Origin of the sequence: Ruegeria spongiae, assembly GCF_023502395.1 — a bacterium.
GTDB classification, from domain to species: Bacteria; Pseudomonadota; Alphaproteobacteria; order Rhodobacterales; family Rhodobacteraceae; genus Ruegeria_C; species Ruegeria_C spongiae.
The window spans coordinates 99390-124931 of record NZ_JAMFMB010000004.1 but is presented as its reverse complement, the minus strand read 5'-3'; the positions used below and the strand labels follow the sequence as shown (position 1 = coordinate 124931).

Annotated in this window: 29 protein-coding genes; 10 read left to right on the top strand and 19 right to left on the bottom strand. The window is 62.9% G+C overall.

All coding sequences use genetic code 11. The features are described from left to right. The first annotated feature begins 29 nt into the window (after positions 1 to 29). From phbB to yddG, 3 genes are all read left to right on the top strand, one after another. The gene (gene phbB / locus M3P21_RS04895; RefSeq protein WP_249707340.1) at positions 30 to 752 is read left to right on the top strand and encodes an acetoacetyl-CoA reductase; all 723 of its coding nucleotides are present in this window, start codon (positions 30 to 32) and stop codon (positions 750 to 752) included. Positions 753 to 1041: 289 nt separating this feature from the next. Then, on the top strand, positions 1042 to 1989 hold the full coding sequence (locus M3P21_RS04890; RefSeq protein WP_249707338.1) for a transcriptional regulator GcvA: 948 nt from the start codon (positions 1042 to 1044) through the stop codon (positions 1987 to 1989). Then, positions 1986 to 2852 carry an aromatic amino acid exporter YddG gene (yddG, locus tag M3P21_RS04885; protein WP_249707337.1) on the top strand — a complete coding sequence of 289 codons (867 nt, stop codon included), beginning with the start codon at positions 1986 to 1988 and terminating at the stop codon, positions 2850 to 2852. The genes M3P21_RS04890 and yddG overlap by 4 nt, the downstream gene beginning before the upstream one ends. Here yddG and M3P21_RS04880 read toward each other — a convergent pair. The 3 genes from M3P21_RS04880 to M3P21_RS04870 form a co-directional block, all read right to left on the bottom strand. Then, a complete protein-coding gene (locus M3P21_RS04880) occupies positions 2849 to 3013 on the bottom strand; it encodes a YdcH family protein (protein ID WP_249707335.1) in 165 nt (54 codons plus the stop codon). The genes yddG and M3P21_RS04880 overlap by 4 nt on opposite strands. Positions 3014 to 3125: 112 nt before the next feature. Continuing rightward, complete coding sequence (locus tag M3P21_RS04875; RefSeq protein ID WP_249707334.1) at positions 3126 to 3890, bottom strand: tRNA1(Val) (adenine(37)-N6)-methyltransferase; 765 nt, start codon at positions 3888 to 3890, stop codon at positions 3126 to 3128. Beyond that, positions 3887 to 4102 (bottom strand): putative signal transducing protein, encoded by a 216-nt coding sequence (locus M3P21_RS04870; RefSeq protein WP_249707332.1) that lies wholly within the window; start codon positions 4100 to 4102, stop codon positions 3887 to 3889. Before M3P21_RS04870 ends, M3P21_RS04875 begins: the two co-directional genes overlap by 4 nt. A 57-nt stretch (positions 4103 to 4159) precedes the next feature. Here M3P21_RS04870 and M3P21_RS04865 point away from each other — a divergent pair, with 57 nt between their 5' ends. Next, positions 4160 to 5158: a polyprenyl synthetase family protein gene (locus tag M3P21_RS04865; RefSeq protein ID WP_249707508.1), complete on the top strand. Its 999-nt coding sequence runs from the start codon at positions 4160 to 4162 to the stop codon at positions 5156 to 5158. Here the strand turns inward: M3P21_RS04865 and M3P21_RS04860 are convergent. From M3P21_RS04860 to soxR, 4 genes are all read right to left on the bottom strand, one after another. Continuing rightward, the gene (locus tag M3P21_RS04860; RefSeq protein ID WP_249707331.1) at positions 5151 to 5972 is read right to left on the bottom strand and encodes a 4-(cytidine 5'-diphospho)-2-C-methyl-D-erythritol kinase; all 822 of its coding nucleotides are present in this window, start codon (positions 5970 to 5972) and stop codon (positions 5151 to 5153) included. The two genes, M3P21_RS04865 and M3P21_RS04860, sit on opposite strands and share 8 nt — an antisense overlap. Continuing rightward, positions 5962 to 7626, bottom strand: coding sequence for a tetratricopeptide repeat protein (locus M3P21_RS04855; protein ID WP_249707506.1), 1665 nt, complete (start codon positions 7624 to 7626; stop codon positions 5962 to 5964). Before M3P21_RS04855 ends, M3P21_RS04860 begins: the two co-directional genes overlap by 11 nt. A 155-nt stretch (positions 7627 to 7781) precedes the next feature. Further along, complete coding sequence (locus tag M3P21_RS04850) at positions 7782 to 9431, bottom strand: electron transfer flavoprotein-ubiquinone oxidoreductase (RefSeq protein WP_249707330.1); 1650 nt, start codon at positions 9429 to 9431, stop codon at positions 7782 to 7784. Between the two features lie 125 nt (positions 9432 to 9556). Next, positions 9557 to 10012: a redox-sensitive transcriptional activator SoxR gene (soxR, locus tag M3P21_RS04845; RefSeq protein ID WP_249707329.1), complete on the bottom strand. Its 456-nt coding sequence runs from the start codon at positions 10010 to 10012 to the stop codon at positions 9557 to 9559. 83 nt (positions 10013 to 10095) lie between these two features. On the opposite strand from soxR, the gene M3P21_RS04840 reads away from it, so the two are divergent. The 3 genes from M3P21_RS04840 to M3P21_RS04830 all read left to right on the top strand — a co-directional run bounded on the left by M3P21_RS04840 (position 10096) and on the right by M3P21_RS04830 (position 12127). Continuing rightward, complete coding sequence (locus M3P21_RS04840) at positions 10096 to 10476, top strand: VOC family protein (protein WP_249707328.1); 381 nt, start codon at positions 10096 to 10098, stop codon at positions 10474 to 10476. Between the two features lie 139 nt (positions 10477 to 10615). After that, the gene (gene greA, locus M3P21_RS04835; protein ID WP_249707327.1) at positions 10616 to 11086 is read left to right on the top strand and encodes a transcription elongation factor GreA; all 471 of its coding nucleotides are present in this window, start codon (positions 10616 to 10618) and stop codon (positions 11084 to 11086) included. Positions 11087 to 11098: 12 nt separating this feature from the next. Then, positions 11099 to 12127 (top strand): hypothetical protein, encoded by a 1029-nt coding sequence (locus M3P21_RS04830; protein ID WP_249707326.1) that lies wholly within the window; start codon positions 11099 to 11101, stop codon positions 12125 to 12127. A gap of 17 nt (positions 12128 to 12144) precedes the next feature. Here M3P21_RS04830 and M3P21_RS04825 read toward each other — a convergent pair whose 3' ends face one another. The 4 genes from M3P21_RS04825 to M3P21_RS04810 are packed head-to-tail and all read right to left on the bottom strand — an operon-like array spanning position 12145 to position 16223. Continuing rightward, the gene (locus M3P21_RS04825) at positions 12145 to 14214 is read right to left on the bottom strand and encodes a molybdopterin-binding protein (protein WP_249707325.1); all 2070 of its coding nucleotides are present in this window, start codon (positions 14212 to 14214) and stop codon (positions 12145 to 12147) included. Next, positions 14211 to 14702: a molybdopterin-guanine dinucleotide biosynthesis protein B gene (gene mobB / locus M3P21_RS04820; RefSeq protein ID WP_249707323.1), complete on the bottom strand. Its 492-nt coding sequence runs from the start codon at positions 14700 to 14702 to the stop codon at positions 14211 to 14213. Before mobB ends, M3P21_RS04825 begins: the two co-directional genes overlap by 4 nt. Beyond that, positions 14699 to 15316: a molybdenum cofactor guanylyltransferase MobA gene (gene mobA, locus M3P21_RS04815; protein WP_249707322.1), complete on the bottom strand. Its 618-nt coding sequence runs from the start codon at positions 15314 to 15316 to the stop codon at positions 14699 to 14701. Before mobA ends, mobB begins: the two co-directional genes overlap by 4 nt. Positions 15317 to 15335: 19 nt before the next feature. Beyond that, positions 15336 to 16223: a formate dehydrogenase accessory sulfurtransferase FdhD gene (locus M3P21_RS04810; RefSeq protein WP_373319949.1), complete on the bottom strand. Its 888-nt coding sequence runs from the start codon at positions 16221 to 16223 to the stop codon at positions 15336 to 15338. Between the two features lie 49 nt (positions 16224 to 16272). On the opposite strand from M3P21_RS04810, the gene M3P21_RS04805 reads away from it, so the two are divergent. Beyond that, complete coding sequence (locus M3P21_RS04805) at positions 16273 to 16989, top strand: AzlC family ABC transporter permease (RefSeq protein ID WP_249707319.1); 717 nt, start codon at positions 16273 to 16275, stop codon at positions 16987 to 16989. Next, positions 16986 to 17318, top strand: coding sequence for an AzlD domain-containing protein (locus M3P21_RS04800; RefSeq protein ID WP_249707317.1), 333 nt, complete (start codon positions 16986 to 16988; stop codon positions 17316 to 17318). Before M3P21_RS04805 ends, M3P21_RS04800 begins: the two co-directional genes overlap by 4 nt. Before the next feature lie 3 nt (positions 17319 to 17321). Here the strand turns inward: M3P21_RS04800 and M3P21_RS04795 are convergent, their stop codons facing one another. The 7 genes from M3P21_RS04795 to M3P21_RS04765 form a co-directional block, all read right to left on the bottom strand. Beyond that, positions 17322 to 17942, bottom strand: a complete 621-nt coding sequence (locus M3P21_RS04795; protein WP_373319948.1) for a hypothetical protein — start codon at positions 17940 to 17942, stop codon at positions 17322 to 17324. A 16-nt stretch (positions 17943 to 17958) separates the two neighbouring features. Continuing rightward, positions 17959 to 18093, bottom strand: a complete 135-nt coding sequence (locus tag M3P21_RS04790; protein WP_249707315.1) for an aa3-type cytochrome c oxidase subunit IV — start codon at positions 18091 to 18093, stop codon at positions 17959 to 17961. Positions 18094 to 18156: 63 nt separating this feature from the next. Then, the gene (locus M3P21_RS04785; RefSeq protein WP_249707313.1) at positions 18157 to 18681 is read right to left on the bottom strand and encodes a helix-turn-helix domain-containing protein; all 525 of its coding nucleotides are present in this window, start codon (positions 18679 to 18681) and stop codon (positions 18157 to 18159) included. A 22-nt stretch (positions 18682 to 18703) separates the two neighbouring features. Then, positions 18704 to 20542: a glycerophosphodiester phosphodiesterase gene (locus M3P21_RS04780; protein WP_249707312.1), complete on the bottom strand. Its 1839-nt coding sequence runs from the start codon at positions 20540 to 20542 to the stop codon at positions 18704 to 18706. A 65-nt stretch (positions 20543 to 20607) separates the two neighbouring features. Continuing rightward, positions 20608 to 21066, bottom strand: a complete 459-nt coding sequence (locus tag M3P21_RS04775) for a DUF6173 family protein (RefSeq protein ID WP_249707311.1) — start codon at positions 21064 to 21066, stop codon at positions 20608 to 20610. Positions 21067 to 21069: 3 nt separating this feature from the next. Then, positions 21070 to 22116 carry an MBL fold metallo-hydrolase gene (locus M3P21_RS04770; RefSeq protein WP_249707310.1) on the bottom strand — a complete coding sequence of 349 codons (1047 nt, stop codon included), beginning with the start codon at positions 22114 to 22116 and terminating at the stop codon, positions 21070 to 21072. After that, complete coding sequence (locus M3P21_RS04765) at positions 22116 to 23822, bottom strand: acyl-CoA dehydrogenase (RefSeq protein WP_249707309.1); 1707 nt, start codon at positions 23820 to 23822, stop codon at positions 22116 to 22118. The genes M3P21_RS04770 and M3P21_RS04765 overlap by 1 nt, the downstream gene beginning before the upstream one ends. Positions 23823 to 23956: 134 nt before the next feature. Here M3P21_RS04765 and M3P21_RS04760 point away from each other — a divergent pair, with 134 nt between their 5' ends. Then, entirely contained in the window at positions 23957 to 24907 is a 951-nt protein-coding gene (locus M3P21_RS04760) for an L-threonylcarbamoyladenylate synthase (protein ID WP_249707308.1), read from the top strand. A gap of 1 nt (position 24908) precedes the next feature. Here the strand turns inward: M3P21_RS04760 and M3P21_RS04755 are convergent, their stop codons facing one another. Further along, complete coding sequence (locus M3P21_RS04755; RefSeq protein ID WP_249707502.1) at positions 24909 to 25463, bottom strand: YqgE/AlgH family protein; 555 nt, start codon at positions 25461 to 25463, stop codon at positions 24909 to 24911. Positions 25464 to 25542: the final 79 nt, after the last annotated feature.

The following is a 25542-nucleotide window of genomic DNA, read 5'->3' as shown; positions in this document are numbered from 1 at the left end:
AAGGTCAGAATAATCTGGAGGACCCCTCAATGGCACGAACGGCACTCGTCACCGGTGGCTCACGCGGCATCGGCGCAGCAATTTCCAAGGCTCTGAAAGCGGAAGGCTGCAATGTGGCCGCCACCTTCGCAGGCAATGAAGAAGCGGCTGCCGCCTTCACCGCAGAAACCGGCATCGCCACCTACAAATGGAACGTCGCCGATTACGACGAATCGAAGGCCGGCATCAAAAAGGTCGAGGCCGATCTGGGCCCGATCGACATCGTGGTGGCCAATGCGGGCATCACCAAGGACGCACCGTTCCACAAGATGACACCGGAACAGTGGCATCAGGTGATCGACACCAACCTTACCGGTGTCTTCAACACCGTCCACCCGGTCTGGCCGGGCATGCGCGAGCGCAAATTCGGCCGCGTCATCGTGATCAGCTCGATCAACGGCCAGAAGGGCCAGTTCGCTCAGGCGAACTATGCCGCGACCAAAGCAGGCGATCTGGGCATCGTCAAATCGCTGGCCCAGGAAGGCGCGCGCGCAGGCATCACGGCCAACGCGGTCTGCCCCGGCTATATCGCGACCGAAATGGTGATGGCAGTGCCTGAGAAGGTGCGCGAATCGATCATCAGCCAGATTCCCGCAGGTCGCCTGGGCGAACCGGAAGAGATCGCACGCTGCGTCGCGTTCCTGGCCTCTGACGATTCAGGCTTTGTCAACGGCTCGACCATCTCGGCCAACGGCGCGCAGTTCTTCGTCTGATAACGAAGGAGGGCCGGCACATGGACCGGCCCTCGCCTTCATCCCGTAAGAACGCGCGCGCTGCGTTCAGCGGGAACCTTTCAGCCACCGCCAAAACAATTTGACTGCTTTCGCGCGCTCTTCATGCGCCTTGAGAAAAGCACGGCTTGTGGCAGGATTTGTCGTCACTTCGATCATCCTCGCCTCCTGTCAGAAAAGTTTCGTTTGACTTGATCTGATTATGATTGTTGCATTTGGCTCGCACAAACGAGACATTCTACAGCGTCACCCAAGATATTCTTAACCGACCATGCCGGATCGCCTGCCTCCGCTGACTGCCTTGCGCGCCTTTGATGCCGCCGCGCGGCACATGTCTTTTGCCAAGGCCGCCGAGGAACTGAATGTCACCCCAGCGGCATTGTCCTTTCAGATCAAATCCCTTGAGGCGCATCTGGGCCAACCGGTTTTCCACCGCCTGAACCGCGCGGTGGAACTGACCGAGGCCGGAAAGACGCTGGCCCATGGCACTGCCGATGGCTTTGCCGCGCTGCAGACCGCCTGGCAAGCCACCCGACGACTGCAGGACAACACCACACTCACAGTTGCTGCGGGTCCGGCCCTGACCGCAAAATGGCTTGCCCCAAGACTGTACGATTTCGCCAAGGCCCATCCCGAAATCAATCTGCGCATCTCTACCTCACTGCATCTGGTTGATTTGCATCGCGATGACATCGATGTGGCCATCCGTTTTGGCTACGGGAGCTATGCTGATCTTTATGCGGTACATGCGCGCAAAGAGTGGTTGACCCCGGCAATGACGCCTACTTTCGCAAAGCAGTTTCTCACCCCCGAAAGCCTTGTCGACGCCCCGCTTGTTATCAACGAACATGACAGTTTCCTTGATCCACCCTGCGACTGGCCAGCCTGGTTTCGGGCAATAGGGATCACAGATTTCGAACCCAGCGGCATGCGGTTTTCCAACGTTGAACACTCCATCGACGCTGCGTGTGCAGGGGTGGGCATTCTGCTCGGGCGCAGGCCCCTTCTCATCAAGGACGTTCTTGAAGGCCGCCTCGTGACGCCATTCAAGGTTGCCATAGAAACGGAGGCCCGGTTTTCCTTTCTTTGTCTTCCGGGTGCGGAAAGGCGGCCACAGGTCGCGGCATTCCGGGATTGGTATCTGGCAGAAATCGAGAAAACCGCACATATCTGGGGCGAAATCGAGCTTATTCCTGTCGAGGATATCCCCCCTGCATGACCAAATCCCGCGCCACCGCCATTGGATTTGTTGCTGTTCTGCTGTGGTCGCTGCTGGCCCTGTTTACGGTCGGGTCGGCCCCGACCCCGCCATTGCTGATGAATGCGATCTGCTTCACGATCGGCGGCACGCTCGGGCTGATCTGGACCGGATGTTCAGGCGGGTTTGGCAGGTTGCGAACAGTGCCGCCGAAGATCTTCCTGTTCGGTGCGGTTGGCCTGTTCGGGTATCACGCGCTCTATTTCTCCGCCTTGCGGCTGGCACCGGCGGCGCAGGCCGGGCTGATCGCCTATATGTGGCCGCTGCTGATCGTTTTGTTTTCCGGCCTGTTGCCCGGCGAACACCTGCGCCCGGGGCACCTGCTGGGGGCCCTGATCGGCTTTGCCGGCGCGGCGCTGATCATCGCAAGCGGGACCGGCTCGGGGTTTCAGGTGGAATTTCTGGCAGGGTACGGGCTGGCCTTTCTCTGCGCGCTCACCTGGTCGGGGTATTCGGTGCTGTCACGGCGCCTGGGCGACACGCCCACCAGTTCGGTTGCGGTGTTCTGCGTGATCACCGCCATCGCATCCTGGGGGCTGCATTTCGCACTTGAGGAGACAGTATGGCCGCAGAGCACAACCGGCTGGTTGTCAGTCGCAGCACTTGGCCTCGGCCCCGTTGGACTTGCATTTTATGTCTGGGATATCGGGATCAAGCGCGGCGACATCCAATTGCTCGGCACCAGCTCATACGCAGCGCCGATCCTGTCTACCGCCGTCCTTGTGTTGACCGGGATTGCCGAGCCGACCTGGGCTCTGGCAATCGCGGCCGCACTGGTCACTGGCGGAGCCCTGATTGCGGCGCGCGCCAGCCTGTCCGCTTAGGCGGACAGTCGTTCAATCTCTTCCTTGAGCTTCAGTTTCTTTTTCTTCAGTTGAGACAGGTGGAGCCCGTCACTTCCTGGTGCACGCTGCGCTTGTTCGACTTCATGACTGAGATGTTCATGCTTCTTCTTCAGTTCGGTCAGGTGCGCACTCAGGCTCATAGCAATCCTCCTCTGAATTAGTTGCCGAACGATATGAGCATATCCTTTCGCGTCTGTCACGCTGCATGCGCACGGTTTTTATCAGGAATTGTGTGCTTTCGCCGATCTTCGCCTATGGCCAGCGCAAGGCGGCGCCGTTGCGCAGCACATCCTGTATCTCGGGGCGGTAGCTTTCGCCGTCGCGCTCATGCCGGTCACCCGCGTGCAGAATCAGCGGGGCGTGCAAGCGGAAATCGGCCCTGCCCCCCTTACGGGCACGTAGGATGATCAGATCGGGGGGCCGACCGGTGCGGGCAGCCAGCGGCAATACCTCAAGCGATCCCAACCGGCCCCCGCAGGCGGACACCATGTCCGGCAACCGCTCAACCCGTTGAATCATATGCAGATACCCGCGCGATATCAGACGACGCGCGGCTGTATCGATCCAGAGCGTGAGCGGCGTTTCTTCCCCCAGCGCCCTGCGGCGACCCGCGTCACGCGCAGGGCTGTGGGCCCCGTCGCGGAAATAGGGCGGGTTGGCGAGCACATGGTCAAACTGGCGTTCCCGCAGGTTGGCGGGCAGCGTGGACAGATCCCCCTCGACCACCTCAAGCGCGCGGTGGTTATACGCGGCATTGCGCCGCGCTAGGTCGGCATAGGCGGGCTGAATTTCGACACCGCAAAGCCCCAGATCGGGCACCCTTGCGGCCAACGAAAGAATCGCCGCCCCCGCCCCGCAGCCCAGTTCAAGAACCGCCTGTCCCGGCCGCGCCGGGACGCTGGCCGCAAGAAACACCGGATCAACACCTGCGCGATAGCCCTTAAGTGGTTGAAAAAGATGTAATTTTCCACCCAGAAAGGCGTCGCAGCTCAGCTCCTGCTCGGTGAAACGGGTCATTTTCCCAGCGGGATGTCGTTGTCCTGCATCACCCGGATAGCGCGATCGTAATCCGCCTCGCGCACCATCATCCGGCGCGGGAAAATTCCGATGCCACCTTCGAGGATGCTCATGTTTACGTCCATCTGAAAGCAGTCTATACCCTCGCCCTCAAGAAGGGCGGTTGCGAATGCCATGATGGTCGGATCGGTGCTGCGCAGAAGTTCTTTCATAGAGCAGGATGTAAGGGCAAGGCGAGACCAATGTCGAGCCTTGCAAACGGGGGTGTGATGGACAGCGCCACTATCTCTAAACCGCATGAGCGGTTGGCCGAATTGTTGGAAACCGAATTGGAGGGGGTGAACACCCTTATTCGGGCGCGGATGGCGTCGCGTCATGCGCCGCGCATCCCCGAGGTCACCGCGCATCTGGTCGAAGCGGGCGGCAAGCGTCTGCGACCGATGCTGACGCTGGCGGCTGCACGGCTGTTTGACTATCCCGGCGACCATCATATCAAGCTGGCCGCAACGGTGGAGTTCATCCATACCGCGACCCTGCTGCATGACGATGTGGTCGACGAAAGCGGCCAGCGGCGCGGACGCCCGACCGCCAATCTTCTGTGGGATAACAAAAGCTCGGTTCTGGTGGGCGATTACCTGTTTGCGCGCAGTTTCCAGTTGATGGTTGAAACCGAGTCTCTGCGGGTTCTGGACATTCTGGCCAATGCGGCCGCGACCATCGCCGAGGGCGAGGTGCTGCAGATGACCGCGGCCAGCAATCTGGCCACCAGCGAAGAGGTCTATCTGCAGGTGGTGCGCGGCAAGACCGCGGCGCTGTTCTCGGCTGCGACCGAGGTGGGCGGCGTGATTTCGGGCGCGTCGGAAGCGCAGGTGCAGGCGCTTTTCGACTTCGGCGATGCGTTGGGCGTGGCCTTCCAGATCGCCGACGATCTGCTGGACTATCAGGGCGATGCCGCAGCGACCGGCAAGAATGTCGGGGACGATTTCCGCGAACGCAAGCTGACCCTGCCGGTGATCAAGGCCGTGGCGCAAGCCACCCAAGAGGAACGCGCCTTCTGGCAGCGCACCATCGAACGGGGCCGTCAGTCAGAGGGCGATCTGGAGCATGCGCTGGCGCTGATGGGCAAATACGGCACGCTTGAGGCTACGCGCGCGGATGCAAACCGCTGGGCAGACAAGGCCAAGGCTGCGCTGGACGTGTTGCCGGATTGCGAAATCCGCCACTTGCTGAGCGATCTGACCGACTACGTGGTCTCGCGGCTCAACTGAGTTCAACCGCGCGGCACCACCAGCCGGGATGCGCCGCGCCGATCTCATGGGCTGCGAAATGGGCGGCCTTCTTGGTGGGATAGAGCGCAAAGCAGGTTGATCCGGAACCGGACATGCGTGCCAGCAGGGCACCGGTGGTCGCGCTCAGCTCATCAAGAACCAGCGCGATTTCGGGCGCTATGCCCACAGCCGGTTTTTCCAGATCGTTGCGTTGAGTGCCAAGCAAAAAGGCGCATTCTTCGACTGTTTCAAACTTCGGTAGATCAGTCACCATTGCCGGGTTCTCGCGTGAGGCGAGGGCCGCGAACACCGCGCCTGTGGGCACCGGCACCCCCGGATTGACCAGCACCGCCGGCAGGGGTGGCAGTCTGACGGGCGTGATCTGTTCGCCAATTCCCTGCATCCGCGCGGCCTTTGCCGCCATGCAGACCGGGACGTCCGCCCCCAGCGACGCGGGCAGTTCATACGGGATTTCGGCCCCGAGTTCAGACAAGACCCGCAAGGTCGTGGCCGCATCCGACGAACCGCCCCCGATCCCCGCGCCATGCGGCAGAACCTTGTCCAGACGCACCTCTCCCGTCCAACTGGCTGCCTGCGCCGCCTGCCAGACCAGGTTGCGTGTATCCGCCGGGACACCCTCGGCGTGTTCACCAGTGACAGTGATGGACAGCGCCGGTCCGGGGATGAATTCCAGATAATCGCCAATATCCGCAAACACGACCAGCGAATCCAGCAGGTGATAGCCGTCGTCGCGCTGGCCGGTCACATGCAGGGTCAGGTTGATCTTGGCGGGGGCGAAGGCCCTAACCGTCATTGGCCACTTGCAGCGGCTTGGCACCCTCTTCGGACAGAACCGCGTCCAGACCGACCTCGATCTTGCGCCGGATGCGTTCGGGGTCGGCCTCGCCATCGGTGTCGGCGGGGTCGATGAAGGACAGCGCCCGTTTCCACTGGAACTCGGCCTCTCGTGTGCGGCCCACGGCCCAATAGACATCACCCAGATGGTCATTGACGACCGGGTCGATGGGCATCAGCTCCACCGCCGTCTCCATATGGCCCACCGCTTCGTCATAGCGGCCCAGGCGGAACAGGACCCAGCCCAGGCTGTCGACGATATACCCGCTATCGGGGCGCCCGGCGACGGCGCGCTGAATCATATCCAGTGCCTCGTCCAGTTTGGTCTGCTTCTCGACCAGCGAATAACCCAGATAGTTCAGCACCTGCGGCTGATCGGGGTTCAGGTCCAGCGCCTTGCGAAAGTCCGCCTCGGCCTCTTCCCAGTGATCGAGCCGCTCATGCGAAATCCCGCGCGCATAGAGCACGAACCAAAGCCCCGGATCGTCGGCCTCGGTCAAGTCCAGCGAACGGTCATAGGCTGCCACAGCGGCCTCGTATTTCTCTTCCTGCCGCAACAGATCGCCCAGCGAGGAAAACACCATCGGCTGATCCGGATAATCGACCGAGAGCTGCTCCAACACCTCGATCGCCGCATCGGGTTTGGCCGAACGGCGCAATGCCTCGGCACGGCCCAGTTCGGCGGCATGATGGTCAGGGCTGTCCGAGGGCACTTTCTTGTATAGCTCGACCGCCAGATCCAACTGGCCCAGATCCTCGAGCAGATCGGCCGACAGCAGCAGCGCATCGATGTGGCCGGGGCGCAGATAGCTGGCCGTGCGGATATAGATCAGCGCATAGTCATCCGCAGCCTCGCCATTGAGCGCCGCGCCGATGGTGAAAAACACCTCGGCCATGCCCTCTTTGGCGTTGCGCACCATCGAGAAGGGCAGCCGCTCGCCCGCCTCAAGTTGTTCGATTAGGTGATCCAGGCCGGGATCGGTACGAGCCCCGAATACGTCCGCCAACATCGCCAGCGCGTCGCTATTGCGGTCAAGTTGCGACAGGATCTCGGCCCGTGCAATCGCAGCGCGACGCGAAATGGTGGTCAACTGCCCGTCATGGTCCGCGAACAGGGCTTCGGCCCCTTCGAAATCCCCGACCGACGCAAGTGCCAGCGCCTTGTGATAAAGCGCAAAGCCCTGAAGGCCATCCTGCGCCGCCACCTTGTCGAACTGCGCAAGCGCCTTTGCGGCGGCACCGGTGCCCAGATGCGCCCAGCCCGCCAGCAACCCGTCAATCAGCGGGCCGACGCCCAGCTTCTCGGGTTCGCGCTCCAACAGGGTTTCGTAATCCTCATCGGCGATCAGCCCGGCAACGGCGGCCATATGGGCCGACTGGCTGCGCAGGCCCGCCTCTTCGATCTGCTGCGCCACGGGAAGTGCGCCATCCACATCGCCCAGCGCGAGTTTCGACTGGACGACCCGTTCCATCAATGCGGGGTTCTGCACGTCTTCGGACAAGGCGCGGCTGTAGTAGCGCGCGGCAACCTCGAAGTCTTTTTCATAGACCGCCTGACGCCCGGCAAGGTATGCGCCCGCACCGGAATCAGCCAGAAGCCCCTGCGATGCCATCAGGGTCAGCACAAAGGCGGCACCTGCCGCCGGTCGAAGGAAGGAATACACGAAACCGCCTGCCTTTTATCGTTGTTCGGCAGACAAGTTAAGGTTTCGCGAGGCAAGAGGCAATGGCGCGCGCTTCACGAGCGCGCCATTGCCCGGCTTTCTGCCTACATATTGGGATAGTTCGGTCCGTCGCCACCCTGCGGTGTCACCCAGTTGATGTTCTGGCTCGGGTCCTTGATGTCGCAGGTCTTGCAGTGAACGCAGTTCTGGAAGTTGATCACAAAGCGCGCGTCCTTGCCCTCTTCCTCGACGACCTCATAGACCCCTGCCGGACAGTAGCGCTGCGCCGGTTCCGCGAATTTCGGCAGGTTGACTGCCAGCGGAATATTCGGATCGGCCAGCTGCAGGTGGCAGGGCTGGCTTTCCTCATGGTTGGTCATCGCGAACGATACGTTGGTCAACCGGTCGAAGGACAGCTTGCCGTCGGGCTTGGGATAGTCGATCGGCTTGTGCTTGCTGGCCTCTTCGGTGGCTTCTGCGTCGTTCTTGCCATGCTTGAGCGTTCCGAAGAACGTGAACCCGGCGGTGTTGGTCCACATGTCCAGCCCACCCAGCGCCAGCGAGGGCAGCAGGCCCCATTTCGACCACATCGGCTTGACGTTGCGCACCTTCTTGAGGTCCTTGCCGATCGCGCCATCGCGTACGTCGGTCTCATAGGCCGACAGTTCGTCTCCCGACCGCTCTGCCTTGATCGCGTCATAGGCCGCTTCGGCCGCCGCCTTGCCGCTGAGCATCGCGTTGTGGTTGCCCTTGATGCGCGGCACGTTGACCATACCCGCCGAACAGCCCAGCAGCGCCACACCGGGCGCAACCAGCTTGGGCATCGACTGCAGCCCACCTTCGGTAATCGCCCGCGCGCCATAGGCAACGCGCTTGCCGCCCTCCAACAGTTCGGCCACCATCGGATGGTGCTTGAAGCGCTGGAATTCCATGTAGGGGAACAGGTAGGGGTTCTTGTAGTTCAGGTGCACCACAAAGCCCACATAGACCTGATTGTTGTCCAGGTGATAGATGAACGAGCCGCCCCCGGCATTGCTGCCCAGCGGCCAGCCCATGGTGTGGGTGACCGTGCCCTCTTTGTGCTTGGCCGGGTCGATCTCCCAGATTTCCTTCATGCCGACGCCGTATTTCTGCGGCTCTTTGCCCGCAGACAGGTCGTATTTGGCGATCACTTCCTTGGACAGCGAGCCGCGCACGCCTTCGCCCAGGAAGACATATTTGCCGTGCAGTTCCATGCCCGGCTCATAGCCCGGTCCCGGCGTGCCGTCGGGGTTCTTGCCGAACTCGCCAGCCACCACGCCCTTCACTTCGCCCTTGTCGCCATAAACCACTTCGGAACAGGCCATGCCTGGGAAGATCTCGACGCCCATCTCTTCGGCCTGTTCGGCCATCCAGCGGCAGACATTGCCCATCGAGACGATGTAATTGCCGTGGTTGTTCATCAGCTTCGGCATCGGCCAGTTCGGCACGCGGATCTTGCCCGCCTCGCCCAGCATGTAGAAATTGTCTTTTTCGACCGGCACGTTCAGCGGCGCGCCTTTTTCTTTCCAGTCGGGGATCAGAGCGTCCAGGCCACAGGGATCAAGCACCGCACCGGACAGGATATGCGCGCCCACTTCCGAGCCTTTTTCAAGGACCACGACATCCAGGTCCGCATCCAGCTGTTTCAGACGTATCGCTGCCGACAGACCCGCAGGGCCAGCACCGACGATCACCACGTCATATTCCATCGCTTCGCGTTCAATCTCGGCCATAGCAGGCTCCTTGGTTCCTGTCCGAACTCGCGCCTCGGGCGCAACTTTGTTTCGAGGCTGATTACCTGTTGAATGACCTGCTGGTCAATCGGAACACGGCGTAATGCCGCTGCATTGCGGCAGATTCAGACATCCGGGCGATCCCCAAGCAAATATCTGGGCCCGGTTCCCTTGCTTTGCGCGATATCGTCACGGTTATACAGCTTGCATTTCGGCAGGCTCAGGCATCCGCAACCAATGCATCCATCCAGATTGTCGCGCAAACGCAGCAAAGTATCGATTCGCGCATCGAGATGCCCTCGCAGCGCGGCCCCGATCCGCGCCCAATCCTTGGGCGTTGGGGTGCGGTTGTTGGGCAGGCTTGCCAGAACCTCGCGAATGTCGGGCAGTGACAGACCGAATTGCTGTGCGATCATGATGAAGCTGAGCCTGCGGATATCGGCGCGCTGATAGCGCCGCTGCCCGCCGGCATTGCGCCAGGGTTTCAGCAGGCCCTGCGCCTCGTAATAGCGAATGGCCGATACGGCGAGCCCGGTCCGCCCGGCAAGCGCTCCGATCGGCAACCCTTCTGATACTGCCATTTTGCTCCTCAAATTTGCTTGACCTAAAGTTAGGTTTAGAAATTATTGTGGACCGTGGCAATGAAATTCATAGGAGTCCGCAGATGACCGCCACGCTTGAACACACCAATTTCACCGTCGCCGACCCAAAGGCCACCGCCGCATGGATGGAGGCCGTGTTTGGCTGGAAAATCCGCTGGGAGGGCGCGGCGATGGACAGCGGATATACGGTGCATGTCGGCACCGGATCGAGCTATCTGGCGCTTTATACCCCGCCCAGCGCGTCGCCATCCGGCGAGCGCAGCTATGACGTGATCGGCGGGCTGAACCATGTGGGCATCGTCGTCGACGATCTGGAAGCGATCGAGACGCGCGTTATCGCCGCAGGGTTCGCCCCCAAAAACCACGCCGATTACGAGCCGGGCAACCGGTTCTATTTCGACGATGACAACGGCGTCGAATTTGAGGTCGTGTCCTACAAATAGGCTGCAATCCGCCCGCAACCGGGCATTGCGCCCTTGCAATCCACCCCCGGTTTGGGTCAGGTAAACGCCGACCCTTTCTGTCGCCCCGGCGCTCTGCGCGACGGGGCGACTCAATTTGTAGTGTGCGGGCAAGACGACCATGGAAAAAATCCCGATGACACCAGCCGGGTTCGCCGCGCTGGAAAGTGAACTCAAGCAGCTCAAATCCGTTGAGCGTCCGGCCATCATCAAAGCCATCGCCGAAGCCCGCGAACATGGCGACCTGTCGGAGAATGCCGAATACCATTCCGCGCGCGAAAAGCAGTCCTTTATCGAGGGCCGCATCAAGGAGCTGGAAGGGGTGCTCTCGCTTGCCGATGTGATCGACCCGGCCAAGCTGAACGGCGCGATCAAGTTCGGCGCCACGGTGACACTGGTCGACGAAGACACCGACGAGGAAAAGACCTGGCAGATCGTCGGCGAGCATGAGGCCAATATCGAGGCCGGTCTGCTGAACGTCAAATCGCCCATCGCCCGCGCACTGATCGGCAAGGAAGAGGGCGACAGTGTCGAGGTCCGCACCCCGGGCGGCGAGCGGGCCTACGAGGTTCTCAAAGTCGCCTACGCCTGACGGAGCGATCCCATGACCGGCAAGACACCCGGCGCTAAAACGTCACGTCCCACCCCACTGGGGATTTATGACCGACCGCCGCAGCGGCCCTCGGTTTCGGGGATCGAGATTGCCGCGCTTGCACTCAGCATCGCCTGGCTGACGATCTCGGTGATCTTCTTTGTGGTCGTGCCGGTGGACGGGGCCAACGCTGGCGGCGTCAGCATGTTTGTCACCATGCTGGCGATTTTCATGCCGGTGGCAATGATCTGGGTGGCCGCGATGGCGGCACGGGCAAGCCGGGTGATGCGCGAGGAAAGCCAGCGCCTGCAGGCCGCGATCGACGCGATCCGCAACGCCTATGTCAGCCAGCAGCAGAATGCGGCGATCAGTTCCGAGCCGTCCGTGACGCGCAAGCTGGATGAAATCGTCAAGACCGCCAAGAAAACCGAATCCACGCTGGCGACCTTCTCGACCAAGCGGCGGGCCTCGGACCCGACCGAGCCCGAACCCGAGGCCGAACCCGCCCCGACCGAGCCCGACGAGCAGGCGACGCTGGCCCTTGGCAGCTCCCCTGAGGATCTGCGCCCACCACTGCCGCGCGGGGATTTCATCCACGCGCTGAACTTCCCCGAAAGCGCCGACGACACGGCAGGTTTCTCCGCGCTGCGACGGGCGTTGAAAAACCGTCAATCCGCTCAACTGATCCAGGCTGCGCAGGATGTTCTGACCCTGCTCAGCCAGGAAGGTATCTATATGGATGATCTGCGCCCCGACATGGCCAGGCCTGAAATCTGGCGACAGTTTGCGCAGGGCACACGGGGTCGCGCGGTGGCGTCGCTGGGTGGTGTGCGCGACCGCTCGTCACTGGCGCTGACCTCGGGGCGGATGAAGCAGGACCCGATCTTTCGCGACGCTGCGCATCACTTCCTGCGCCGCTTTGACCAGATGTTCACCGAGTTTGAGCCGGATGCAAGCGACGCGGAAATCTCAGCCCTGAGCGACACTCGCACCGCGCGGGCCTTTATGCTGTTAGGCCGGGTTGCGGGGACCTTCGACTAGGCCCTTCCCGAAAAGCCTCAGAGGCCGAAGCTGGCATAAGGAATGTAGCGAACCGGGTCACCGGGCCTGATGTGGCAGGCACCGTCGCCCAGTTCCACAAGCCCCTCCGCCCAGCTCAGCCCGCTTATCCGGCCCGACCCTTCCGAAGCAAAGACTTCGACCCGGCCCTCGCGAACCCGGGCGCGCAGATATTCGCGGCGGCCCGGTTTCTTGCGCTTTTCGAACGCGGCGGGCAGGTCGTATGCCTGTGGCTTGGGCCACCCCGCCCCGGCGAGTTGCGCCAAGGCCGGTCGGGCAAATATCAAGGTACATACCAAAGCCGCCACCGGGTTTCCCGGCAGCCCAAAGACCGGCGTACCGCCCCACAATCCCAGCGCCAGCGGCCGTCCCGGCTTGATCGCGATGCGCCATTCCTGCATCGCGCCCGCCGCACGCAAGAGCGCGGACATATGATCTTCGTCCCCATCCGAGGCCCCACCGCTGGTCAGGATCGCATCCGCCGCCTGCGCGGCATCGTCCAGACGCTGTTTCAGCGCCGCGCGATCATCACCGACCCAGCCCATATCCACCGGCTCGTGTCCGAAGGCGCGCAGGGCGGCCAGCAGCATGGGGCGGTTGGCATCATAAATCCCGTCCTGCCCGGCATCTTCACCCGGTTCGGTCAATTCGTCGCCTGTGGACAGAACCGCAACTTTCAGCGGTTTTCGCACCCGCAGGCGCGCGATTCCAACGGCCGTGGCCAGTGCAAGATCAGCGGCACTCAGGACGCGATCCGCTGTCAGAACAATGTCGCCCCGCGCCACATCTTCGCCAGCCTGCCGTGCATTCGCGCCCGGTTTGAGCGGCCCGTTCAGGGCGATCCTGCCCGGCTCGACCGTGACATCCTCTTGCAGGGCGATGGTGTCGACCCCGTCGGGCAGGGTGGCCCCGGTCAGCACGCGGATTGCATGGCCTGCGGGCACCACCCCCCCGAACGACGCGCCCGCCGCCGAGCGCCCCTCGACCAGTGGCAGAACATGCACACCCTCGGGCAGCCCGCCCGAGAACCCATAGCCGTCGACCGCCGTATTGGCCTGTGGCGGGTTCGCGCGCAGGGCGACGCAATCCTCGGCCAGAACACGACCCAACCCTTCGGTGACCGGTATCTCTTCGATGGGCGCGACAGGGCTGAGCCGGTCACGCAGCAGTGCCAGAGCCTCGTCAACCGGCGTCCAGTTCACCCCGGCGGGCAGCGCGAAGCAATCGTTTCGCAGCGGTGGGGGCGTTATCGTGCTCTGGTTCTGGTCCACACCCAATATCCACCCCTCCTCTGGTGCCTCTACCGTCAGCTTCTGTGCCAGTTCACCCACCGGCAACCCCGCAATCTGCCGCACGACACGTTCGACCTGCCAGGCGTCCCTGATCCTGTCCGCCGGAGAGGCGCCAAGCGTCAGCGAGGGCCAGATTTCGACAAAGGCAACGGGTTTGTCCAGCGCCTCGAACGGCCAGACCGCGATTTGCCCGGCAAAGCGGTGGCGCAGCCGGGCCAGCACCGGCAATCCCATCATCACCTGCCCGCCGACCGCGCCCGCCCCCGACATCTGCCAGCAGGTGAAGCTGCCCTTTGCCAGGTGCTCGACCGCACGGCGATCGGGGAACGGATTACGGTAGACCTGCTTGTTACGCGGCAATCCGGCGATGTCGCGTTTCAGGCCATTGCCCCAGAACGGTCCCTGCCCGCCAAAGCCGCGGTTGATCTGGCCCGCCAGATCAAAGCGGTTGTTGCGATCGGGCGCATCCTCGATCCGGTTCGCGAACCAGTCCCAGAGGATCAGCGGATCGTCGGTGCCGGCAATCGCCCGTGCGAAGCCCGCAGGATAACCAAACGGGAAATCGAAGCCCAACATCAGGCGGCGACCGGCCGCCAGCTCGGTTTCGATCAGATCGTCAAGCCAGTCTTCCGCCAGATGCCGAGTGCGCAGATAGACGGGGTCTTCGCGAGCCTCGGCACGGGCGATGCAGGCCCAGATCGCATCCTTTCGCGGTTTCGGCCCGGTGTCGTTGCCACCCGACCAGTCGACCATCGCGATGGTCTGGAACGGTGTCACAGCCCGACCTCGGAGAGGATGAAATCGGCAATCGTTTCGGTATCGTTAAGATCGAAGACCGGGCGGTCGACCTCCAACGCGCAATCGCTCGCCACCGCCCGGATGGCGGGATCACCCGGTGCGATCAAGGTATGGCCCGCCGCTGCCCGAAACGCTTCGATCTTGGGGTGTGGTTCGCGCTTGTAGCCTTCGATCAGCACCAGATCGACCGGTGAGAGCCGCGCCAGCAGGTCCGGCAGCGCGGGTTCTGGCGCGCCGCGCAACTCCTGCATCAGCACCACGCGATGGGCAGAGGCCAACAGCACCTCCTGCGCGCCCGCCACACGGTGGCGATGGCTGTCGCGACCGGGTTGATCCACGTCGAACGCGTGATGGGCGTGTTTGATGGTCGAGACGGAATGGCCCCGGCGAGTGATCTCGGCCACCAGCCGCTCCATCAGCCCGGTCTTGCCGGTGTTCTTCCAGCCGGTGACGCCATAGATCTTCATCCGCGCTCCAGCATTTGTTCGGCCCGGGCCAGATCCTCGGGCGTATTGACGTTGAAGAAGGGGTCAATGCTGCCCGTCTCGAACAGCGCCTCGCGCCCCTGATGCTCCTCGGTCCAGAGCACGACCTTGCGCAATCCCCCCGCCAGTGCCGCGCGCAAATCGTCGCGCAGCGCGACCGGCCACAGCCCGAATGTCGGCTGGCGCGCGATGCCCCGCTTCGGGTCGGGCGTCGCGGCAAGTGCCAGCGGGTGCTGCATCCCTTCGGCGGCCAGCAACAGGCGCGGCACCAGATCGCAGGGAAAAAACGGCGTGTCCGCCGCTGCCGTCACGATGGTCTCGGCACCCTGCCCGGCGGCCCAGTCCATCCCGGCCAACACTCCCGCCAATGGACCGGCAAACCCGTCGATACTGTCGCCAAGAACCGGCAGGCCCAGCGTGGCAAACCGCGCCGGATCGCCATTGGCGTTGAGCGCCAACCCACTGACCTGCGGTTCCAACCTCTCGATCACCCTGTCCAGCAGGGTGGTGCCGCCCAAGGATAACAACCCCTTGTCGCCACCGCCCATCCGTGTGGCCTGCCCCCCGGCCAATATGACGCCGAGCGGTTGTTTCATGATGCGTCGTCCCCTGCCATCACTCTGCGCTCTTTCGACGATGCTTCTTATCCTCGACGGGCACGGTGGACGGGTCGATATCGCGCACCAGCCGCCCTTCTCCGGCCAGACAGACAAAGCGCCGCCCGCGCATGCGTCCAATCAGGGTCAGGCCCAGTTCGCGCGCGATCTCGACCCCCCAGGCGGTAAAGCCCGAGCGTGACGCCAGGACCGGAATGCCCATCATCGCCGTCTTGATCACCATTTCCGAGGTCAGCCGACCGGTGGTATAGAGGATCTTGTCCTGCGCCGACACGCCTTCGGACAGCATCCATCCGGCGATCTTGTCGACCGCGTTGTGCCGACCGACATCCTCCATATAGACCAGCGGGCGGTTCTGATGACACAGAACCGTGCCATGGATGGCGCCGGCCTCCAGATACAGCGAAGGCGTGCGATTGATTTTCGACGCAAGCTCATAAAGCCACGAGGTGCGCAGGGGGGTCTGCGGCAGGCGAACACCCTCCAGCCCCTCCATCATGTCGCCAAAGACAGTACCCACCGCACAGCCGCTGGTGCGGGTCTTTTTCCTGAGCTTGTCCTCGTAAGAGGTTTCACGCTGCGTCCTGACCACGACGGTTTCAAGCTCTTCGTCATACTCCACCCCGGTGATCTCGTCATCGTCCAGCAACATGCCCTGATTGCGCAGGAATCCCAGTGCCAGATAGTCGGGATAGTCCCCGATCGTCATCGCGGTGACGATCTCCTGCGCGTTGAGGTAGATGGTCAGGGGCCGTTCCTCGACCACCGAAATGACCTCGGACGCGCCGTTCTGGTCGACGCCCTCAACCGATCGCGTCAGGCGGGCCGCCTTGGGGTCCGGGGCGATGATATAGTCCGAGACATTGTCCGATCTGGCCAATTGCAACCCTTTCGCAAGCCCGTTACTGCGGTCTGGGCCAACTTAGGATCGGATCATGGCAATCACCACCACGAAATCCTACTACTGGAGAGGTTTCCGCGACGGGTCGCCTTTTATCGTAATGGCTGTCCCCTTCGGCATGCTTTTTGGCGTGCTGGCGACCGAGGCGGGCCTGAGCGTGGTGCAGACCATGTCATTTTCGGCCACCGTCTTTGCCGGGGCCGCGCAGTTCACCGCGCTGCATCTGCTGAATGACAACGCGCCCACCATCGTGGCGATCCTGTCCGCCCTCGCGGTCAATTTGCGGGTGGCGATGTATTCGGCCTCGCTGACGCCATACCTGGGCGCCGCTCCGCTGTGGCAGCGGGTGTTTGCGGCCTATTTCACCATCGATCAAAGCTATGCCTGTTCGATGATGCAATTCGAGAAAGACCCAAAGATGCGGGTGTCGGAGCGTATCCGGTACTTCTTTGGGGTGGTATCCCCGCTGACGCCCGCCTGGCTTGTCGCCACCTATCTGGGTGCGGTTGTCGGCACACGTATACCCGAAAGCTGGGGGCTGGATTTCGCGCTGCCGATCACCTTTCTGGCCATGATCGGCCCCATGCTGCGGACCACAGCGCATGTGGTTGCGGCGCTGGTCGCGATCGTGGTGGCGCTGCTGAGCACCACCGTCCCCTTCAACCTCGGGCTGCTGATCGCGGGCTGTGCCGGGATGATGGCGGGCGCGCGCTGCGAAGTGATCCTTGAACGGCGGAGGGCCGCGACATGAAAACCCTCGACCCGACAACGATCTGGATCGTGATCGCCAGCCTTGCGATCGGCAGTTATGCGCTGCGGTTCGTGTTCATCGGCTTTGTTGGTGGCCGCGCCATGCCGGACTGGCTGCTCCGGCATCTGCGCTATACAGCGGCTGCGATCATCCCGGCCATGGTCGCGCCGCTGGTGGTCTGGCCCAGCGCCACGGACGGCAAGCCGGACATCGCCCATGTGAGCGCGGCATGCATGGCGTTGGCGGTCGGCTACATCACCAAGAACGTAATCTCCGGCATTCTCGCCGGGGCCGCGACGCTTTACGGCCTGCTCTATCTGGTGGGGTGATGCCTAGCCCTGAGCCTGCTGGTTCAGGTCGGAATTGCCCTCGGTCAGGCCTTTTTGCAGGTCCTCATCGTCGTCCTCGTAATACCGGTCGGTCACCACGCCCGGTATTTGTTCGAACTGTTCCTGCAGCTTGACGGGTTGGTAGACGACATCGATCTGCTCGAACCCCGGCACCTGCTGCAAGAGCCGCGCCGTGGCATTGGAGCACCACGCCCCCATTACCTGGCCATTCTGCTTGGCCAGTTGCAGCGCGATCTCGGCCTGTTCCGGCGTCACTTCGACCTTCTGGCGCACGACGTGGTAGGTGCTGCGCGCGTGGGCGCCGCGATAGGCTTGCTCGACCGCGGGGGTGATCCCGTACAGCACGTCGTTATATTCCGGCACGACATCGGCATGAAACGATCCGGCCGGGTCAAAGATCACCCGCTCGCTGCCATTGATCATCAGGGACGAGTGGCCACCTCCGCCGGTGCGGTTGTTCACCATCGTGTAGAGCGTCAGGTAGGCAGGCCCTGCATCGCGGTAAGACACCGCCGCAATGGTTTGCGGATCGGCATTGGGCGCGCTTTGGGTGCAGCCGACCAGCGTCAGCGCCACCGCGCAGGCAAAAAGCGGACGGAACAAGGGGAATCCTGCCGGATCAGGTGGCGAAAACGGCCAGGAACACCAGGATCGCGAGGATCACGATAACGGTCCAGGTGGTGAACTTGACGAACCCGTCAAAGGTCGCGGTCTGATCCTTGATGTCCATTTCGCCGTGTTTATGATCTGCCATGGGTCACTATCCTATTCGCGTTTTAACAGGTGGATACTGGATTCGCAGGCCCGTGTCACCACGTCAATCGCGCGCAGGGGTGGTCCAGCCAAAGGGGTCGCAGGCCGGATAGCCATAGCCCCAGCGCCACGGCAGGCCAGAGCATGGTCCGCCGCCAAACCGCACCGCCAGATACATCGCCCCGGCGATATTCGCATAGGCCTGCCGCACGGTGTCCTGCGAGACATCATACCGATCCGCGAGCGCATGTTCCTGCTCAGCCCCGGTGGCGATCACACAGGCGCGCAAGGCCTGATCGGCGACCAGACGGGCCGCAAGGCTCTGATCGGCCTCTACCGCGCCGGAGGCATCGTGATACGCGCGGTCATGGGTGACACAGCAGGCCTCCCATGGTGGGGTGCCCTCAAAACTTGCCTCGAAATCGGGGAAGGTGTCAGCGACCAGTTCCCAGGAACTGGACAGTCCGCCGGAACAGCCATCACTTTCGAACGGGCGCAGCTTGGCAGTTGCGCGCAGTTCCATCAACGTGCGATGCGCGGGCATTTCCAGCGCTTTGCCAAAGTCCTGCGCGGAAACTGGCAGTGCCAATAGGCAGAAACCGCAAGCGATGTTACGGGCTGTTATCACGGTAGCTGCCCTGTGTCAGATCGACACCCATTTCCTCGACAAACCACAACAGCACCCGCTCGCTCGGGCCCAATTCCTGCCGGATGCGGATCACCTCTTTGGCCAGGGCAGGTTCGTCGGTGATCAGCCCGTCGGTGCCCAGCGAAATCATCTTGGACATTTCCAGCGGATCGTTCACCGTCCAGACATAGAAATCCTTGCCCGCCTCCTGTACCGAGCGGATCAGGCCGGGGCGTGCCATCGTGGTGCTGACCGCGACAAAATTGCCCTCAAGCCCCGCCATATCACCGATGGCGGTCGCCGCCAGCACACCGGTGCGCCAATCGGGGCGCAATTCGCGCATCTTCTGCACCGCCTGATATTTCAGTGACATGGTGGCGATCTGATCCTGCATGCCAAGTTCCTCGACAATGGCGATCACCCGGTTTTCCAGATCCACGTCATGACCGTAATATTTCAACTCGATCAGAACGTTGGATTTGCCGCGCGCGGCGGCCAGAACATCGCGCAATGTCGGGGTGCGCTCTTCGCCATAGGCCGGGTCGAACCAACTGCCGATATCGATCCCATCAAGATCACCCATCGTGGCATCCCAGATCTTCAGGTCGACGCCGGACAGCTTCATGTAGTCACTGTCATGCATAACCACGACCACGCCATCGGCGGTCTCCTGTACATCGATCTCAACCCAGTCGGCCTGATCCTCAATGGCTTTTTGTACCGAGGCCATGGTGTTTTCCGGGCGCTGACCGGCAGCGCCACGATGGGCGATCACCGCAACCGGCTTGTCATCCTGTACCCGCGCCAGAACCGTGTTGCCGACCCAGCCGCCGGCGATCACCGCCAGCACCGACAGACAGGTCGCAGCGATCAGGCGGCCCCGCAGCCCTGCCGATCCCTGATGGGGTTTCAGATGCACCGGGTGGTCCAGATACCCATCCAGCAGCACCGCCAACGCCCCCAGCGCCGTGGCCGCCAGCACAAGCCCCAGAACCGCCCAGAGGACAACCACCGCCATACTCAGCCGCAAGACCAGCGTCAGCCCGCCGCCATCGGGCACCGGCATCAGCCCCAGCGCCGCACCTGCCACTGCGGCGATCAGCGCGGCGATCGCGGCCCGCGCGATCAGCCACAGCGCCAACCGCAGCTTGAGCGCGGTCTGCTTGCCCTGCATCAATGACACGCTCACCGCAAAAGACGCCTTGGGGCGCAGATCTTCGAACAACACCATATGAAGCGCCAACGCCCAGCCCGACAGCCGTCGGATCAGGACCCAGACCATGGCCAGAACCAACAGACCGATCAAACCGACGGCAATCAGGAACGAGGGCGGTTTGAAGGTCAGGTAGTAGTTGATGTCGTATTCGGTCAGCGCCCACCAGGCGATGAAACCGGCAATCGCCGCAAACGGCACGACCAACCGCAGCACCTGCAACACCAGCCGCAGCGCAAATTCCAGCAGCCGCGTCAGCTTGCCCAGAACAAGCCGCAGCGCCACCGACCCCGCCTGCCAGAGGTTGCCCGTCTCGACCCGCAAGCAAGCGGCCATGACCGCAAAGCCCAGAATTTCGGCCACCAGAACGATGCTCAGAACAACCACACCGACGATAAAACCCACTGGCGACAGCAGGAAAAACGCAATGTCCTGATCGGTCAGCGCGGATTGGTGGGACAACGAGACCGCAAGGTTGATGGCGAGCGCCACACCCGGCGCGATCAGGGCAACGGTCAACAGGCGCAGAACCACATAGAGCGGCACAAAAATACGTCGCCTTGCCCAGGCATCACGATACGCCCGCACCACTGCGGTCAAATGCGCCATATCTGTCCCTCCGTCCGGTTGCCCTCATAGAATGGGTCAACGGCCCGGAGGGCAAGTGAAACCGCTCAGCCCGCGCTGTTTTCCAGATCGGCGGCCAGTCGGAAGCCGATGCGATTGGCCGGTTCCTCTTCCGAGGGGATGGGCAGCGCGCGCAGCATCACGTTCAATTGGCTCACATGCTGAACCAGCTGGGTTTTTGCACCGCTCGCATCGCTGCCATAAAACGTGACGATATCGGGGTCGTAATAGCCCATGCCCTCGATCCGCAGCACGCCGGCGTCGCCACCGGTAAAGCCCATGGCGACCTCGTGTTTGGCATCAAGCTGTTTCTCGAAATTGCGGATATAGATGATCAGCCGCTCATAGGCCCATTGCGCCGGGCTTTTCTTATGCGCGGGTTCGGGCACCGGGTGCGGTCCCTGATCCATCCGCGCCGGGCTTTTGGGATCGGCATGTACCTCGTGGCAGCGCGGCAGCGCATCGCTTTCGATCGCTTCTGCCGCCGTCTCGATCTGGTCACCCATGCTTTACCCCTTGCGCTGATAGAGCCAGGCGCCATCGGCCCGGCGGTCACGTTCGACCGCTCCAATGTGGTAAAGATGGTTGAGATGCGCAACCGCTTCGACCAGGGCCAGCCCGTATTCGCCCTCGCCGATATTGCGCTTGAACAGCGGCAGGAAACAGTCCGAGGCCGGTTTCGGCACATCCAGATGATCCTTGAGACGGTCCAGCGCGCTGTGATGATTGTCGATCAGCTGCCGCATCCGGAAGGGCAATCCGGTGAAGGGCAGCTTGTGTCCGCCCAGCGCCAGATGTCCGGGCCGCGCCAACCCCGAGAGCCGCTCGCAGCTTTCCAGCCATTCGGCCAGCGGGTCTGCCATCGGCTCGGTCGGGTAGACGCCGATATTGGGGCTGATCGAACTGAGGATCTGGTCGCCTGTCAGCACCAGATCACCCTCGCGGCTCCACAGCGTCGCATGTTCGGGCGCGTGGCCATTGCCGGTGTGGATGTCCCAGTCGCGTCCGCCGATCCGAATCTGGCCACCCTGCTTGATCCGGGTGAAGCCCAGCGGCATCGGATAGACCATGTCGGCAAAGTTGAAGGGGCGCTGCGCCATGCGCGCTTCGAGGATCTCGGCGTCCATCCCGGCGCTGCGGTAGAAATCGAGCGTTTCCTCAGGCCAGGTTTCCTGCACATCCAGCGTCAGCATCCGGGCAAACAGCCAGGAAGTGCGGGTGGTGACCAGTTCTGCATCAAACTCGGTCTGGAACCAACCGGCATTGCCGATGTGGTCGGGATGGTGGTGGGTAACCAGCACCCGGCGCACCGGCTTGCCCGCCAGCGGCCCGTCGATCAGGCCCTGCCAGATCGCGCGGGTCTTCTTGGACGAAAAGCCGGTGTCGACCAGCGTCCATCCGTCGCCGTCATCCAGAGCATAGACATTCACATGGTCCAGCTTCATCGGCAGCGGCAGGCGCATCCACAACACGCCTTCCGCCACCTCGATCGCTTCGCCCGGCGCGGGCGGGCCCTGCCACGGGTGCCGGATTCCGGCTGGTGGCAACCCGTCCATCAGGCGGCCAGATCGTCGGCGCTGAGCGCAAACAGATCAGCCGCACCATTCTGCGCCTGCACCAGCAGGCCGGTATATTCCGGCAGCAGCGCATGAATGTAGAACCGTGCCAGCTTGGCGCGCGGACCCTCGGGTTCGGCCAGCGCCGCAACCAGATGGTAATGCGCGCCCAGCACCCGGGCGAAGGCTCGCAGATACGGCAACGCACCGGCAAAACGTTCGTTCATGTCACCCTGAGCCACCAGCCATTCGGTGGTCTCGCGCAGCGATTCCGTGGCCTCCCAGACCGGACCGGCAAGATCGGGCAGCGTGGTGCGGGCGCGTTCGGCGTGATCCTCGATCTCGTCCAGCAGGCGCGCGGCGGCCTCGCCACCATCCATCAGTTTGCGGCCCACCAGATCCATCGCCTGAATGCCGCTGGTGCCCTCGTAGATCGTGCTCACCCGGCCATCGCGGTAAAATTGCGCGGCGCCTGTTTCCTCGATGAAGCCCATGCCACCATGGACCTGCACGCCGGTTTCGGCCACGCGGATGCCGGTCTCGCTACCGAAGGTCTTTGCAATCGGCGTCAGGAACGCGGCGCGCGCGATACAGTCCGCATCACCGGTGGCGCGGCCCATGTCGATGGCCCCGGCACAGGCCAGCATAATGGCGCGCGCGGCAAAGATATCGGCCCGCATCTCGATCAGCATGCGGCGGACATCGGCATGGTCGAGGATGGTCCCGGTCGGCGTACTGCGGCCCTGCTTGCGTTCCTGCGCATATGCCAGCGCGTGCTGATAGGCGCCTTCGGCGATCCCGATGCCCTGCCCGGCAACGCCAAGGCGGGCGTTGTTCATCATGGTGAACATGGCCGCCATACCCTTGTGCGGTTCGCCCACCAGCCAGCCCTTGGCACCGTCATACTGCATCACGCAGGTCGGCGAGCCGTGCAGGCCCAGCTTATGCTCCAGCGAGACCACGTTCAGGGTGTTCGCCACGCCGGGCGCGCCGTTTTCGTCGGGCAAATTGCGCGGAACCAGAAACAGCGAAATGCCCTTGGTGCCCGGTCTGGCATCCGGCAGCCGTGCCAGAACCAGATGGCAGACATTTTCGGTAAAATCGTTGTCGCCCCAGCTGATGAAGATCTTCTGACCGCTCACCGCATAGGTGCCGTCGCCATTGGGTTCCGCCCGGGCGCTGAGCGCGCCGACATCGGATCCCGCCTGCGGCTCTGTCAGGTTCATGGTCCCGACCCATTCGCCCGAGATCAGCTTGGGCAGGTACAGCGCCTTGAGGTCATCGCTACCATGGTGTTCCAGCGCCTCGATCTGGCCTTGGGACATCAGCGGCGCAATCTGCAGCGACGGGCAGGCCGCGCTCATCATCTCGTTCACAACGGTTGCCACCGTCAACGGCAGCCCCATGCCACCAAATTCCTGATTGCTGCTGATGCCGACCCAACCGCCTTCGGCGATCGCGTTCCAACCATCGCTGAAGCCCGGAGGTGTCCGCACCACACCGTTCTCCAGCGTTGCCGGATGCAGGTCGCCCACCCGGCGCAGCGGTTCAAGCACGTCGCGGCACATCTTTCCGGCTTCGTTCAGGATGGCAGAGACAACGTCGCGGTCGGCATCGGCGAACCGGTCAGTCGCGGCGATGCCGTCCAGCCCCGCAACGTTGTAAAGCAGGAATTCGAAATCAGAGAGTGGGGCGGTATAAGACATGGGAACCTCGGTCACAAAAGACGCGCCTGCCGCACCGGCTGGACAGCGCCTGATCCAATTCTGTATTGAACTTGGCTTGGTAAATAACTAACCGGCACCCTATTGCAAGCAACCGGAACGCGGCGTCACCGACAATGTTGGACAAAAAAACCCAATCCCTGTCCGCCGCGCCCGCCGACATTGCCCGCGCCACGGCGATCCTGCAGGCGGGCGGTCTGGTCGCCTTTCCAACCGAGACGGTCTATGGGCTGGGCGGCGACGCGGGCAATGATCACGCCGTGGCCGCGATCTACGCGGCCAAGGGGCGGCCAAGCTTCAACCCGCTGATCGCACATCTGCCTTCGGTGCAGGCCGCCCGGCGCTACGTGGCCTGGTCCGATCAGGCCGAGGCGCTGGCAGCGGCGTTCTGGCCGGGTCCGCTGACGCTGGTGCTGCCTTTGCTTGAGGGGCACGGCATATCCCCCCTGGTCACCGCCGGGCTCGACACGCTGGCGGTGCGGGTGCCTGCCCACCCGGCGGCGCGGGCGCTGCTCAGCGCATTCGACGGCCCGGTTGCGGCGCCCTCGGCCAACCCCTCTGGCAGGATCAGTCCGACCACTGCCGCCCATGTGAGCGTCGGGCTGGGCGGGAGGATCGAGGCCATTCTGGATGACGGCGCCTGCACCGTCGGGCTGGAATCGACGATCCTGGGGCTGTTCGATCAACCCACCCTGCTGCGCCCCGGCGGCATCAGCGCCGAAGAAATCGCTGAGGTGCTTGGCGTGGCGCCGCTGACCCGTGACGGAGCAGAGGCGATCACCGCACCGGGTCAGTTGAGGTCGCACTATGCGCCAACCTCCAGCGTACGGCTCAATGCCTCGGACCGGCGCGGCGAGGAAATCCTGCTGGGCTTTGACGACATAGATTGCGATCTGAACCTGTCGCAATCGGGTGATCTGGTCGAAGCGGCGGCGCGTCTTTTTGCGGCATTGCACGAACTGGATCAGACCGGCCGACCGATCGCGGTTGCAGCTATCCCGCAGGAGGGGCTTGGTGCGGCGATCAACGACCGCCTGCGCCGCGCCGCCGCGCCGCGCGAAACCTAGGTCAGGCGTGTCCGGCGCTGGCCGAGAGGGTCAGCGCATCAATGCCCAGCAGTTTTAGCGCCGCCTCCCATTTGCGATCATCGGCGATATCGAAGATCAGTGCCGGGTCGGCCTGAACCGTCAACCAGCCGTTGTCGCCGATCTCATCCTCCAACTGTCCCGGTCCCCAGCCGGAATATCCCAGCATCAGCAGGCTCCGCTCGGGGCCGGTGCCCTTGGCCAAGTCTTCGAGGATGTCGAGCGTCGCGGTCATGCTGAAGCTGGCATCGACACTCATCGAATGAAGGTTGGCGTCATAGTCGGAGGAATGCAGGACAAAACCGCGCGCGGTTTCGACCGGCCCGCCAAACCGCACCGGCGTATCGTTGACAACCGGTATTTGGCAGGGAATGTCCAGCTGCGTCAGCAGGGCCGCAACGCGCAGATCGGCGGGTTTGTTCACGATCAGGCCCATCGCCCCGTCTTCGCCATGACTGCATATGAAGACAACCGAATGTTCAAAACGCGGATCGCCCATGCCCGGCATGGCGATCAGAAGCTGTCCGGTAAGGTCCATCATGTTCCGGCAAATCTCCTTGCTGATTCAACAATGGCCCCGCCCGCGGCCAGACGCAAGGGCAGCGGCACGTGTGGGT

Bases quoted from the DNA above. Each gene is read 5' to 3' on its own strand.
- M3P21_RS04830 (WP_249707326.1), top strand. From the start codon at position 11,099: ATGACCGGCAAGACACCCGGCGCTAAAACGTCACGTCCCACCCCACTG.
- mobB (WP_249707323.1), bottom strand. From the start codon at position 14,702: ATGAAGATCTATGGCGTCACCGGCTGGAAGAACACCGGCAAGACCGGG.
- M3P21_RS04780 (WP_249707312.1), bottom strand. From the start codon at position 20,542: ATGGCGCATTTGACCGCAGTGGTGCGGGCGTATCGTGATGCCTGGGCA.
- yddG (WP_249707337.1), top strand. From the start codon at position 1,986: ATGACCAAATCCCGCGCCACCGCCATTGGATTTGTTGCTGTTCTGCTG.
- M3P21_RS04805 (WP_249707319.1), top strand. From the start codon at position 16,273: ATGGCAATCACCACCACGAAATCCTACTACTGGAGAGGTTTCCGCGAC.
- M3P21_RS04875 (WP_249707334.1), bottom strand. From the start codon at position 3,890: ATGACCCGTTTCACCGAGCAGGAGCTGAGCTGCGACGCCTTTCTGGGT.
- M3P21_RS04760 (WP_249707308.1), top strand. From the start codon at position 23,957: ATGTTGGACAAAAAAACCCAATCCCTGTCCGCCGCGCCCGCCGACATT.
- M3P21_RS04855 (WP_249707506.1), bottom strand. From the start codon at position 7,626: ATGGCATCGCAGGGGCTTCTGGCTGATTCCGGTGCGGGCGCATACCTT.
- M3P21_RS04790 (WP_249707315.1), bottom strand. From the start codon at position 18,093: ATGGCAGATCATAAACACGGCGAAATGGACATCAAGGATCAGACCGCG.
- M3P21_RS04755 (WP_249707502.1), bottom strand. From the start codon at position 25,463: ATGGACCTTACCGGACAGCTTCTGATCGCCATGCCGGGCATGGGCGAT.
- M3P21_RS04840 (WP_249707328.1), top strand. From the start codon at position 10,096: ATGACCGCCACGCTTGAACACACCAATTTCACCGTCGCCGACCCAAAG.
- M3P21_RS04775 (WP_249707311.1), bottom strand. From the start codon at position 21,066: ATGGGTGACCAGATCGAGACGGCGGCAGAAGCGATCGAAAGCGATGCG.
- M3P21_RS04890 (WP_249707338.1), top strand. From the start codon at position 1,042: ATGCCGGATCGCCTGCCTCCGCTGACTGCCTTGCGCGCCTTTGATGCC.
- soxR (WP_249707329.1), bottom strand. From the start codon at position 10,012: ATGGCAGTATCAGAAGGGTTGCCGATCGGAGCGCTTGCCGGGCGGACC.
- greA (WP_249707327.1), top strand. From the start codon at position 10,616: ATGGAAAAAATCCCGATGACACCAGCCGGGTTCGCCGCGCTGGAAAGT.
- M3P21_RS04765 (WP_249707309.1), bottom strand. From the start codon at position 23,822: ATGTCTTATACCGCCCCACTCTCTGATTTCGAATTCCTGCTTTACAAC.
- M3P21_RS04880 (WP_249707335.1), bottom strand. From the start codon at position 3,013: ATGAGCCTGAGTGCGCACCTGACCGAACTGAAGAAGAAGCATGAACAT.
- M3P21_RS04800 (WP_249707317.1), top strand. From the start codon at position 16,986: ATGAAAACCCTCGACCCGACAACGATCTGGATCGTGATCGCCAGCCTT.
- M3P21_RS04865 (WP_249707508.1), top strand. From the start codon at position 4,160: ATGGACAGCGCCACTATCTCTAAACCGCATGAGCGGTTGGCCGAATTG.
- phbB (WP_249707340.1), top strand. From the start codon at position 30: ATGGCACGAACGGCACTCGTCACCGGTGGCTCACGCGGCATCGGCGCA.
- M3P21_RS04860 (WP_249707331.1), bottom strand. From the start codon at position 5,972: ATGACGGTTAGGGCCTTCGCCCCCGCCAAGATCAACCTGACCCTGCAT.
- M3P21_RS04870 (WP_249707332.1), bottom strand. From the start codon at position 4,102: ATGAAAGAACTTCTGCGCAGCACCGATCCGACCATCATGGCATTCGCA.
- mobA (WP_249707322.1), bottom strand. From the start codon at position 15,316: ATGAAACAACCGCTCGGCGTCATATTGGCCGGGGGGCAGGCCACACGG.
- M3P21_RS04770 (WP_249707310.1), bottom strand. From the start codon at position 22,116: ATGGACGGGTTGCCACCAGCCGGAATCCGGCACCCGTGGCAGGGCCCG.
- M3P21_RS04850 (WP_249707330.1), bottom strand. From the start codon at position 9,431: ATGGCCGAGATTGAACGCGAAGCGATGGAATATGACGTGGTGATCGTC.